At 70.7% G+C, this 11,782-nt stretch carries 10 protein-coding genes; 4 read left to right on the forward strand and 6 right to left on the reverse strand.

The window, feature by feature from the left end:
* Positions 1-17: 17 nt before the first annotated feature.
* Positions 18-1,613: a protein kinase domain-containing protein gene (locus JIX56_RS23145; RefSeq protein WP_257543153.1), complete on the reverse strand. Its 1,596-nt coding sequence runs from the start codon at positions 1,611-1,613 to the stop codon at positions 18-20.
* Between the two features lie 392 nt (positions 1,614-2,005).
* Here JIX56_RS23145 and JIX56_RS23150 point away from each other — a divergent pair, with 392 nt between their 5' ends.
* A complete protein-coding gene (locus tag JIX56_RS23150) occupies positions 2,006-3,661 on the forward strand; it encodes a protein kinase domain-containing protein (protein WP_257543154.1) in 1,656 nt (551 codons plus the stop codon).
* A 97-nt stretch (positions 3,662-3,758) separates the two neighbouring features.
* Here JIX56_RS23150 and JIX56_RS23155 read toward each other — a convergent pair whose 3' ends face one another.
* Positions 3,759-4,301 (reverse strand): bacterial proteasome activator family protein, encoded by a 543-nt coding sequence (locus JIX56_RS23155; protein WP_257543156.1) that lies wholly within the window; start codon positions 4,299-4,301, stop codon positions 3,759-3,761.
* Between the two features lie 197 nt (positions 4,302-4,498).
* On the opposite strand from JIX56_RS23155, the gene JIX56_RS23160 reads away from it, so the two are divergent.
* Positions 4,499-4,924, forward strand: coding sequence for a hypothetical protein (locus tag JIX56_RS23160; RefSeq protein WP_257543157.1), 426 nt, complete (start codon positions 4,499-4,501; stop codon positions 4,922-4,924).
* Positions 4,925-4,963: 39 nt separating this feature from the next.
* On the opposite strand, the gene JIX56_RS23165 is transcribed toward JIX56_RS23160, so the two are convergent.
* The gene (locus JIX56_RS23165; RefSeq protein ID WP_257543159.1) at positions 4,964-5,944 is read right to left on the reverse strand and encodes an NAD(P)H-quinone oxidoreductase; all 981 of its coding nucleotides are present in this window, start codon (positions 5,942-5,944) and stop codon (positions 4,964-4,966) included.
* A 304-nt stretch (positions 5,945-6,248) separates the two neighbouring features.
* Here JIX56_RS23165 and JIX56_RS23170 point away from each other — a divergent pair, with 304 nt between their 5' ends.
* Both JIX56_RS23170 and JIX56_RS23175 read left to right on the forward strand, forming a co-directional pair.
* Positions 6,249-7,271 (forward strand): ATP-binding cassette domain-containing protein, encoded by a 1,023-nt coding sequence (locus JIX56_RS23170; RefSeq protein ID WP_257543161.1) that lies wholly within the window; start codon positions 6,249-6,251, stop codon positions 7,269-7,271.
* Complete coding sequence (locus JIX56_RS23175) at positions 7,268-8,116, forward strand: ABC transporter permease (RefSeq protein ID WP_257543163.1); 849 nt, start codon at positions 7,268-7,270, stop codon at positions 8,114-8,116. Before JIX56_RS23170 ends, JIX56_RS23175 begins: the two co-directional genes overlap by 4 nt.
* A 62-nt stretch (positions 8,117-8,178) precedes the next feature.
* Here JIX56_RS23175 and JIX56_RS23180 read toward each other — a convergent pair whose 3' ends face one another.
* From JIX56_RS23180 to JIX56_RS23190, 3 genes are all read right to left on the reverse strand, one after another.
* Entirely contained in the window at positions 8,179-9,279 is a 1,101-nt protein-coding gene (locus tag JIX56_RS23180) for a potassium channel family protein (RefSeq protein WP_257543164.1), read from the reverse strand.
* A 103-nt stretch (positions 9,280-9,382) separates the two neighbouring features.
* Positions 9,383-10,738, reverse strand: a complete 1,356-nt coding sequence (locus JIX56_RS23185; protein ID WP_257543166.1) for a molybdopterin molybdotransferase MoeA — start codon at positions 10,736-10,738, stop codon at positions 9,383-9,385.
* Positions 10,735-11,679: a molybdenum cofactor guanylyltransferase gene (locus JIX56_RS23190; protein ID WP_257543168.1), complete on the reverse strand. Its 945-nt coding sequence runs from the start codon at positions 11,677-11,679 to the stop codon at positions 10,735-10,737. The genes JIX56_RS23185 and JIX56_RS23190 overlap by 4 nt, the downstream gene beginning before the upstream one ends.
* Positions 11,680-11,782: the final 103 nt, after the last annotated feature.

Raw genomic sequence — 11,782 nt, forward strand, 5'->3', positions numbered from 1 at the left:
TCCACGAACGCCTCGGCTCACTGACCTTCTTCGCCGCCGATGGCACCGCTCGTGATGGCACCGGTGTCGCCGCCGCTGCCGTCGTCGGGCGACTCCTCCGGCGGGGGCGACTCCTCCCCGTCGCCCGAAGGCGTCGGATCCGTCGTCGTCGGATCCTCCTCCGACGGCTGGCTCTGCGTCGGCTGGCTCGGCGTCGGCGACTGGCTGAAGGACGGAGACTGGGTGTACGACGGCGTGTAGCCGCCGCCGTTGTCACCCGAGCTGGTGCTCTCGTCCGTGGTCTCCTCGGTCGCCTCGTCGCTGGGCGACTCGCTGGCGTCCTTGTCCTTGCTGGACGTCGAGGCCGTCGGCGACTTGGTGGTCTCGGTGCCGCCGCCGCTGCCGCCGCCGTTGTTGTTCAGCGCCAGCGCGACACCCGCCGAGATGGCGATCACCGCGAGAACGGCGAGGATCCACAGCTTGCCTCGGCCGCTGCCCCGGTTTCCGTGCCCCTCGAAACCGCCGTCGTCGCCCCGGCCACCGCCGCCGCCGTACCCGGGCAGGATCGGCTGCGGGGTCTGCGAGGTGCCCATGTCACCGGGGTGCGGCATGACCGCCGTGCCGGACATGCCGCCGGGCGGCGTGTTCCTGCCCTCGTGCGTGGCGACGGGCCCGGTGTTCCAGGTGCCGGTGTGGCCGCCCTGGTCGTACAGCATCTGCAGGCCGTACTGGACGAGGCCGCGCATCTCCTCGGCCGTCTGGAACCGGTCGTCCGGCTCCTTGGCGAGGGAGCGCATGACGAGGCCGTCGAGCTCCGGCGGCGCCGCCCCCTCCGAGACCTCGGAGGGCGGCACCGGGATGTCCTGAACATGCTGGTAGACCACCGAGAGCGGGGTCTCGCCGATGAAGGGCGGCCTGAGCGCGAGCAGTTCGTAGAGCAGGCAGCCGGTGGCGTACAGGTCGGAGCGGTGGTCGACGGCCTTGCCGAGCGCCTGTTCCGGAGAGAGGTACTGGGGCGTGCCCATGACCATGCCGGTCTGCGTCATCGTCGACTGGGCACCGTGCAGGGCACGCGCGATGCCGAAGTCCATCACCTTCACCGCGCCGCTGTTGGTGATGATGACGTTGGCCGGCTTGATGTCGCGGTGCACGATGCCGTGCTGGTGCGAGTAGGCCAGCGCTTCGAGGACACCCGAGACGATGATCAGCGCCTGCTCGGGCCCCGGCGCCTCCGCGTTGATCAGCAGATCGCGGATGGTGCGGCCCTCGACCAGTTCCATGACGATGTACGGAACCGGGGTGCCGTTCACGACATCTTCACCGGAGTCGTAGACCGCCACGATCGAGTGGTGGTTGAGGCCGGCCACCGCCTGGGCCTCGCGCGTGAAGCGGGCCTTGGAGACGGGGTCCTCGGCGAGGTCGGACCGGAGCAGTTTGACCGCGACCGTACGGCCGAGGCGTACGTCCTCGGCCGCGAACACCTCGGCCATGCCGCCCCGGCCGAGTCTGTGGGTCATCCGGTACCGGCCATCGCCGACAAGCCCGCCGTTGCCCCACAACTCCGGCGCGTCTGACATGCCGCCGCCAGTCGCCTCGGGGTCGGACGGGCCCTGAGAGCGCTGCTGCTGTGCCATCAGTCCTCGCCGTCGTTTCTGCCCGCGGTCCGCGCGGTTCTTGTTACGGTCTCCGTCGGCCACGCTACAGCCTTCATGCAACAGGCCGGTCCGAGTTGGATGCGCGACGGGTTCTGGACGGGTTCACGGTGGATCCAAAAGGTTGATCGGCCATGAAACCCGCAGCGCGCTCACTCGTGCAAGTTCTGTGTACCGGGCGTACGCCCCCTGTAACGCTTCCGCGACGCTTCTTTCGCGTACGGTCACGGATCGGGCACCGCGCTTGACGTGTCAGTGGCCTGGGGCAGACTTGGCCGGGAATAGCACAAAGGATCACCAGCATCATCAGGGGATCACCGATCGCGGAAGCCACGCCAGCAGCTTCCGCGCGCGCCGATGGGGGACGCAGGAAGATGAGCCAGGACGCCGCACAGGGCCGGTACGCGGGGCGGTCGCTAGCCGGCGGGCGTTATCAGCTGCGTGACCTGCTCGGCGAGGGCGGCATGGCCTCCGTCCACCTCGCGTACGACTCGGTGCTCGACCGACAGGTCGCGATCAAGACACTCCACACCGAGCTGGGTCGCGAACAGGCCTTCCGTGAGCGTTTCCGCCGTGAGGCCCAGGCCGTGGCGAAGCTCACCCACACGAACATCGTCTCGGTCTTCGACACCGGCGAGGACGAGATGGACGGCATGACGACGCCGTACATCGTCATGGAGTACATCGAGGGCAAGCCCCTCGGTTCGGTGCTGGACGCGGATGTCGCACAGCTCGGCGCGATGCCCGCCGACAAGGCCCTGAAGATCACCGCGGACGTTCTGGCGGCGCTGGAGATCAGCCACGAGATGGGCCTGGTCCACCGGGACATCAAGCCGGGCAACGTGATGATGACCAAGCGCAACGTCGTGAAGGTCATGGACTTCGGCATCGCCCGCGCCATGCAGTCCGGTGTCACGTCGATGACGCAGACCGGCATGGTCGTCGGCACCCCGCAGTACCTCTCGCCCGAGCAGGCTCTCGGCCGCGGTGTGGACGCGCGCTCCGACCTGTACTCGGTCGGCATCATGCTGTTCCAACTGACCACCGGGCGGCTGCCGTTCGAGGCGGACTCGCCGCTGGCCATAGCGTATGCCCACGTCCAGGAGGAGCCGGTGGCTCCCTCCTCGATCAACCGTGCGCTGCCGCCGGCCGTGGACGCCATCGTCGCCCGCGCGCTGAAGAAGAACCCGAACGAGCGGTTCCCGAGCGCCGAGGCGATGCGCGACGAGTGCCTGCGGGTCGCCGCGTCCCTCCAGCCCGTCGCGCCGAGCATCGTGCCGGGCGCGCAGACGTCCAGCGGCGCGGGGGTGTCCTCCGCCGTCTTCCCGCCGATCGACCAGACCGGCGCACCGCAGTCGGGCAGCGTCCAGACGCCGTACCAGCCGCACGCGACGGGCGGGTACGGTCCGCCGACGCCCGCACCCGCTCCGACGCCCGCCCCGTCCTACGGCTACCCGCAGCAGGGCGGCTACCAGACGCCGCCGCAGACCGCCGCGTACGCGCCGCAGCAGGGCGCCGCCACCCCACCGCCGTACAACCTCACGCCCCAGCAGTCGTCGCTCTCGGCGGGGCATTCCGGGGGCGGCAAGAGCAACAAGGGCGTCATCGTGGGCGCGATCGTCGTGTCGATCGTCGCGGTCGGCAGCCTGATCGCGGCGCTCAGCCTGAACGACGGAACAGAGACCGCGGGCGGCGACAACACCCCGACGTCGTCGGCCTCGCCGACCGTGGTCGAGGGACACAAGGGTCCGGACACGTCGAAGGTCATCGATTCGACCGAGTGCACGGAACCCACGGAGTCGTACAACGACCCCGAGAAGATCGAACTGCCTGACTTCACCTTCAAGAACATCGACTCGGTGAAGAAGTGCCTCCAGGCGGCGGGCTGGCAGTACGACACCCAGGACGTCGACGAGAACACGTACGGCGAGGGCACGGTCATGGAGCAGTACCCCACCGCCGACGAGGACGTCGACCCCAAGGACATGCCGTCGATCATCCTGAAGGTGTCGACGGGCAACCCGGCCTGACGCCCGGGGCCCTCGGCCCCCGTGTCGTAGGAAGGGCCCGGCACTTCACGTGCCGGGCCCTTTGTGTACGTACGGGTGGTGGGGGGTGGCCGGAGGCCTAGAGGTACGGGCCGCCCGAGCGGCCGAGCGTGCGCGGGTCGTCGTCGCCCTCGTGGCCGCCGACGCCGGGCGGCAGCGCGCGGCGCATCTGCTCCAGCTGGGCCCTGGCGGCCATCTGCTGGGCGAACAGCGTCGTCTGGATCCCGTGGAAGAGGCCTTCGAGCCAGCCGACCAACTGGGCCTGCGCGATCCGCAGTTCCGCGTCGCTGGGGATCGCCTCGTCCGTGAAGGGCAGGGAGAGCCGCTCCAACTCCTCGACCAGCTCGGGCGCCAGGCCGTCCTCCAGTTCCTTGACCGAGCTGGCGTGGATCTCCTTCAGCCGGGCCCGGCTGGCTTCGTCGAGGGGAGCCACCCGCACCTCTTCGAGCAGCTGTTTGATCATGCTGCCGATGCGCATGACCTTGGCCGGCTGTTCCACCATCTCCGTCACCGGGACCTCGCGGGAGTCATCGTCTCCTCCACCGCCCACCGCCATGCCGTCCTGGCCCACGACCAGGATCTGGGGCTGTTCGGGCGACCGTTCGTTCCTCGGCATCTCCATGCCGCCATTCTCTCGCACGCGTACACCTCATCACCGTGGTGCCCCCCACGCGGGTGATCCACCGTTTACGTACAGGCTGTTCTCTCACGGCGGACCGGGTTCCGGCTGCTCGGTGGGGTGTCGCGGCGATCGTCGGCGAGCCGAGGGCGGCCGGGTTCCGAGATGCCGGGGCGCGGGTGGCGTGTGAGTCTGGGGGCGTGGCTCCTTCGCTCCGCTCGGTGCGCGTGACGGGACTGGTCCTCGTCACGGTGATGCTCGTGGTCCTGGTGACAGGGGCCGTGACGGCCGGGTACGCCGCCGAGCCCGACCCCGCCGGCTCCTGGGCCGGCAGCCGCGCGGGCGAGGGCCGGGAGCGGCCCGGGCGCCAGGACGTCGGTCCCGTGGAACCGGGGGACGACGCGTACGCGCCCTCGGAAGAGCCCGGCACGGAACCGGACGGGCCGGACGCGGGCATCGCCCCCGACCCGTCACAGCACGCCGCCCTGCCCTTCCCGACCGCACCGCCCGGAACCGGCACGGAGACCGCCGAGGAGCCCGTCCTGCATGCCCTCGGCACCGGCCTCATGCTGATGGGCCTGGGCCTCGGGCTGGCCTTCGTCGGGCTGCGGATACGGCGGTACTGAGCCGGCGCTCGACCAGGGCTCGTACGGCGTTCCGGCCGGCTACGGCACGACCAGGAGCACCTTGCCGATGTGGCCGCTCTCCTCCAGTACCCGGTGGGCCGTGGCCGCGTCGTTCATGGGGATCTCACGGTCGACGACCGGGCGTACGTGGCCGCCGGCGATCAGCGGCCACACATGTTCGCGTACGGCGGCGACGATGGTGATCTTCTCCTCCAGAGGGCGGGCGCGCAGCGAGGTCGCGCTGATCGCGGCACGCTTGGCGAGGAGGGCGCCGATGTTCAGCTCGCCCTTGATACCGCCCTGCATGCCGATGATCGCGAGACGGCCGTTGACGGCGAGGACCCGGACATTGCGGTCGAGGTACTTGGCGCCCATGTTGTCGAGGATGACGTCCGCGCCCCTGCCGTCGGTGGCCTTCCGGACCTCCTCGACGAAGTCCTGCTCGCGGTAGTTGATCAGGAGGTCCGCGCCCAGGGCGGCGCACTGGTCGAGCTTCTCCCTGGTGCCCGCGGTGACGGCGACCTTCGCGCCGACGGCCTTCGCGAGCTGGATGGCCATCGTGCCGATGCCGCTGGAGCCACCGTGCACGAGGAGCGTCTCGCCGGGGCGCAGGTGGGCGATCATGAAGACGTTCGACCAGACCGTGCAGGTCACCTCGGGCAGCGCGGCGGCCTGATCGAGGTCGAGGCCGGAGGGCACGGGCAGCAGCTGGCCGGCCGGGGCGACGACCTTCTCCGCGTAGCCGCCGCCCGAGAGCAGCGCGCACACCTCGTCGCCGACGCTCCACCCGGACACCCCGGGTCCGATCTCCGCGATCCGTCCGGAGCACTCCAGGCCGGGGTAGGGGGAGGCGCCGGGCGGTGGGTCGTAGAAGCCCTGTCGCTGGAGCAGGTCGGCGCGGTTCACCGCGCTCGCCGCCACGTCTATGAGCACTTCGCCCTCGCCGGGCACCGGATCGGGGACCTCGTCCCACACCAGCGCCTCGGGTCCACCGGGTTCAGGAATCGTGATCGCATGCATGAAGGGGACGCTACTCCTCGGCCTCCACGCACCGCCCCGGTCCCGGTCGGCCTGCGTCCCCGGTCCGCCCCCGCTGCTTCATTGGTCCGATTCCGCTGCGCCGTTGGTCCTAATTGAGGTGCGATCGGCCTCCCTTGGAGAGACCGTGGAGACTCTACGGCCGCACGGTTTCTCGCCGACGTGCTTCACCCGATACCGGAGCAGTCGTGCTTTCCCGCGCGGCGACCGATGAGTTTCGGGGGTGCCGGTGGTCTCCCTTTGCGTAGCCCCGGACACGGGCCCCGCACGCGGAAGGATCCCAGAGATGAGCGCACAGACGTCCGGCCTCGCGATCGAGACCGCCGGTCTGGTGAAGACCTTCGGCGAGACCCGGGCCGTCGACGGCGTCGACCTGGCCGTGCCGGCCGGCACGGTCTATGGCGTCCTCGGCCCGAACGGCGCCGGAAAGACGACCACGGTGAAGATGCTCGCCACCCTGCTGCGACCCGACGGCGGTGAGGCGCACGTCTTCGGTCACGACGTCGTCCACGAGGCCGACGAGGTCCGCGGCCGGGTGAGCCTGACCGGGCAGTACGCGTCCGTGGACGAGGACCTGACCGGCACGGAGAACCTGGTGCTGCTCGCCCGGCTCCTCGGCCACGACAAACGGGCGGCACGACATCGCGCCGAGCAGCTGCTGGAGGCCTTCGGGCTGAGCGAGGCGGCAGGGAAGCAGGTCAAGCACTACTCGGGCGGCATGCGGCGGCGTATCGACATCGCCGCGTCCATCCTCAACACCCCCGACCTGCTGTTCCTGGACGAGCCGACGACCGGCCTGGACCCGCGCAGCCGCAACCAGGTGTGGGACATCGTGCGCGCGGTGGTCGCGCAGGGCACCACGGTGCTGCTGACCACGCAGTATCTGGACGAGGCGGACCAGCTGGCGTCGCGGATCGCCGTCATCGACCAGGGCAAGGTGATCGCGGAGGGCACGAAGGGCGAGCTGAAGGCGTCCGTCGGCGCCGGTTCCGTCCATCTGCGCCTGCGCGACGCGGCCCAGCGGCCGCAGGCCGAGGAGGTGCTGCGGCTCGCCCTCGACGCCGAGGTCCAGCGCGAGCCGGACCCGGTGGCGCTGACGGCACGCGTCGGCGCGGGATCCGCCAACGGACAGGGTGCCGCCGAGGCGGCGGCCCGGGCGCTCGCCGAGCTGGCCCGCACCGGCATCACCGTCGACAACTTCTCGCTGGGCCAGCCCAGCCTGGACGAGGTGTTCCTCGCCCTCACCGGACACGACACGAAGGCCCACGACTCCCAGGTCGTCAACAAGAAGGACGAGGCGGCGGCATGAGCACCGCGACCACCACCGAGAGCAAGGACCTCGCCCCCGTCAGCGCCGAGTCGCTCGCCGCGCTGCTCATCTCCAAGGAGCGGCCGCCACGGCCCAGCGCCCTGTCGGCGTCGCTGACCTTCGGCTGGCGGGCCATGCTCAAGATCAAACACGTACCGGAGCAGCTCTTCGACGTCACCGCCTTCCCGATCATGATGGTGCTGATGTACACGTACCTCTTCGGCGGCGCCCTGGCCGGCTCCCCGAAGGAGTACATCCAGTTCCTGCTGCCGGGCATCCTGGTGATGTCGGTCGTGATGATCACGATGTACACCGGGGTCTCGGTCAACACGGACATCGAGAAGGGTGTCTTCGACCGGTTCCGCTCCCTGCCGATCTGGCGGCCGTCGACGATGGTCGGCTATCTGCTGGGCGACGCCCTGCGCTATGCGATCGCGTCCGTGGTGATGCTCACCGTCGGCATGATCCTCGGCTACCGCCCGGACGGCGGGGTGGTGGGCGTGGTCGCCGGGGTCGCGCTGCTCATCGTCTTCTCGTTCGCCTTCTCGTGGATCTGGACGATGTTCGGGCTCATGCTGCGCACCGAGAAGTCCGTGATGGGCGTCAGCATGATGGTGATCTTCCCGCTGACCTTCCTGTCCAACGTCTTCGTCGACCCGAGCACCATGCCGGGCTGGCTGCAGGCCTTCGTCAACAACAGCCCGGTCACGCATCTGGCCTCGGCGGTCCGCGAGTTGATGGCGGGCGAGTGGCCGACCGCGGAGATCGCCTGGACGCTGGGCTGGTCCGCCCTGTTCGTGCTGGTCTTCGGACCGATCACGATGCGGCTGTACAACCGCAAGTAGCGGTCGAGAGACAGAGGCGCCCCCAGGGGATCACGTCCCCTGGGGGCGCCCTTTCGTTCCCGCTACGGCAGGTGCTTGGTCTCGGGGGTGACCTTCGTGCTCGGTGTGGCGCGGACGATGGTGATGAGCCGGTCCGTCAGCTGGAGTGCGCCGACGGACGGGTCGTCGTAGCCGAGCACCCGATGCCCGCGCAGCACGCTGACGATCAGGTCCTCCGTCTCCCGCACGCTGCGCCCCACCTCGGCCTTTATGACCGGCCGTTCGACGATGTCGAGCCCGCTGCCCTGCTGGATGAGGTCCTCCATGACCATGCCGGCGGCGGGGCTGAGCACGGAGAGCCCGAGAAGCCGCCCGGCCGCGCTGGCGCTGGTGATCACGACGTCGGCCCCGGACTGCTTCAGCAGCGGTGCGTTCTCCTCCTCGCGTACGGCGGCCACGATCTTCGCCCCGCGGTTCAGCTGGCGGGCGGTCAGCGCGACCAGTACGGCGGTGTCGTCCCGCGCGGTCGAGATGATGATCTGGCGTGCCTTCTGTGCCTCCGCCTGTAGCAGCACATCACTGCGGGTGGCGTCCCCGACGATCCCCACATATCCGTCGGCCGTGGCCGCATCAATGACCTTGGAGCTGGGGTCCACGACGATGACCTGCTCTTTCTTCAGCCCCGTCGCGCAGACGGCCTGGATCGCCGACCGCCCCTTCGTCCCGAAGCCGACGACAACGGTGTGCTCCCTCAAGGCCGCCCTCCAGCGGTTCAGTCGCCATTCCTCACGTGTGCGCTCCGTGAGGACCTCCAGCGTGGTGCCGACCAGGATGATCAGGAAGAGCACGCGCAGCGGTGTGATCACGAAGATGTTGGTGAACCGGGCGGCATCGCTGACGGGCGCGATGTCGCCGTACCCGGTGGTGGAGAGGGTGACGGTCGCGTAGTAGAACGCGTCGAGCAGATCGACGGCGCCGTCGGAGTTGTCGTTGTAGCCATCGCGGTCGGCGTAGACGATGAGCGCGGTGGAGACCAGCACGAACAGCGCCATCGCCAGCCGTTTGCCGACCTGACGGATCGGGCGCTCGACCTCTCTTCTCGGCAGTCTCACCTGGTGGGTCACCAGACGCTCGTCCGCGTTGCGGGCGATCACGTCATAGCCCGGCAGTTTCACGTGAAACACTCCCCGTTTCGACGTACATCCCCTGGCTGTACTTCGCCCCCGCCTATCCGTTGTTTCACGTGAAACAACGTTGTCCGCATGCGCAGTTGGGCATACGGATGTTTCACGTGAAACACACCTGAATCCCCGCGGTCGCCCAGGGCAGGTCGAGCAGTTCCAGCTCCTGGCCGGGGCGGGCGCCGCCGGGCGGTACGACGGCAAGGGCATCGGCGGTGGCGATGCCGCGGAGCATAGCGGGACCGTTGTAGTGCAGCGGCACGGCGTCGTCGCCACGCAGGGCGACCGGGATGAGCCGGGTGTCGTACGGGTGCCCGTGCACCGCCTCCCGCAGGGGCATCGTGTACGCCTCCGGGGCGGCACGTCCGGCGAGGGTCCGCAGCAGGGGCTCGGCGAGCGTGACCAGCCCGGACACGGCGGCCAAGGGGTTGCCGGGCAGGCCCACGAGGTGCTGGTCCTGCTTGACGCGGGCCAGCAGCATGGGGTGGCCCGGGCGCACCTTCACGCCGTTGACGAGGAGTTCCGCGCCGATCCGGCGCAGGGTGGGATGGACATGGTCGACGGGTCCGGAAGCCGTGCCGCCCGTGGTGACGATGAGGTCGGCGGAGGACTTCTTCACGGCCCGGTGCAGGGCGTCGGCGTCGTCCCCGAGGCGGCGTACGGCGGTGACCTCGGCGCCGAGTGCCCGGAGCCAGGACGGCAGCATCGGGCCGAGGGCGTCCCGGATCAGGCCCTCGCGCGGGAGCCCGTCGGTGAGCAGTTCGTCGCCGAGGACGAGCAGTTCGACGCGTGGGCGGGGGAGCACGCTCAAGGTGTCGTACCCGGCGGCTGCCGCGAGCCCGAGCGCGGCCGGGGTGATCTGCGTGCCGAGCGGCAGCAGTTGGTCGCCGGTGCGGCACTCCTGGCCGCGTGGGCGGATGTCCTGCCCGTGCGCCAGGTCCCGGGTCGGGTGCAGCCGTCCCTTGTCGTCGGTGCGGCCGTGCTCGCTGCGCAGGACGGCGGTCGTGTCGGGCGGGATGCGCGCGCCGGTGGCGATACGGACCGCTTCCCCGTCCGTGAGCCGCCCGGGCTCCGCTTGCCCGGCCAGCACACCGTCCTCCCGTACGTCCCAGGGGCCGGGCCCCGCGACCGCCCAGCCGTCCATCGCGGAGGTGTCGAAGGAGGGGAGATCGGTGAGGGCGGTGAGGGGGGCGGCGAGGACGAGGCCGAGGGAGTTGTCGACGGTGACGGACACGGGGGCCCGGCGTCCGGCCGAGCGGGCGGCGCGCTCGGCGACGGCCCGGGCCTCCGGCCAGGAGGTGGCCTGGTGGTGGGAGTCGTCCTTGGCCCGGTGCGCGCCGGCCTGACCGCTCGTAGGGGCTTCGCGGGACGAGGGGGGCTCGCCCTGCCCTCTGGCCACCCTGTCGTTGGCCACGGCCAGTGCCTCCTCCACGTCGAGTTCCTCGGCGTCCTGGGCGGTCATCCGGCGTCCGGGGCGGTGTCCTGGCCGGTGCCGGTGCGGGTCCCTGCGTCCGGCTTGGCATCCGGGACGTCCGGGGCGTCCTCGGCGGCCCAGCTCAGGGCCAGGGCGGAGGCCTTGCGGGCGGCCTCGGTGACCGCCTCGGGGCCTCCTCCTGCCTTGGCGGCGGCGTAGCCGACGAGGAACGTGGTCAGCGGGGCGGCGGGCCGGGCCACGTTGTGGGCGGCGTCACGGGCGAGGTCGAGTAGCTCGGTGATGTCGACGTCGAGGTCGATCCCCAGCTCGTCCTTGACTGCGGAAATCCATTCATCCAACACGTGGCCATGCTCCCTGATCCGTGCGCGGGCGGCGGCGATGTCGTCCCAGGTGTCGCAGTCGAAGGACGCGACGGGGTCGGTGATTCGGGTGAGGCGCAGCGCGGCGGTCAGCCGCCGCAGGGGAAGCCCGGTCAGTCCGTCGTGCTCGACGGCGAGCCGCGAGAGCTCACGGCGCAGGGCCTCGGCCCGGTAGACGGCCACGAGTGGCTGGTCACGGCCGTCGGGGTCGGTGACGAGGACGCCGTCGGCGCGGCCCGCGCTGTCCTGGAGTGCGTCGATCAGTCGCCGTACCGTCTCCTCGCCCAGGAACGGCAGGTCGGCGGAGAGGACGACGACGTACGCGGCGGCGGTGTGCCGGAGTCCGGCGTCCAGCGCGGCGAGGGGTCCGCCGCCGGGAGGTTCCTCGCGGGCCCACAGCACGGGCCGCGCGGTGGGGCGGCGGTCGGCGACGACGACGGTCGTCCCGGCCCCGGCGCAGGCGGCCAGCACCCGGTCGAGCAGGGCCCGTCCGCCCACGCGTACGGCGGGTTTGTCGGCGCCGCCGAGCCGCCGGGCGGCGCCTCCGGCGAGCACGACGGCGTCGAACGCCTCGGTACCGGGGCCGCCCGGGGGCTCGTACGCGGTCATCCCCCGAGTATGCGTGCCGTCACGATCACAGGGAACGAGGGGAGGCCGCGCATTCACGGCCCGGTGGGGGCCGGGTTCACCGCCCGTGGGGCCGGTGGCGGAG

This window comes from Streptomyces sp. CA-210063, from assembly GCF_024612015.1.
GTDB lineage: Bacteria > Actinomycetota > Actinomycetes > Streptomycetales > Streptomycetaceae > Streptomyces.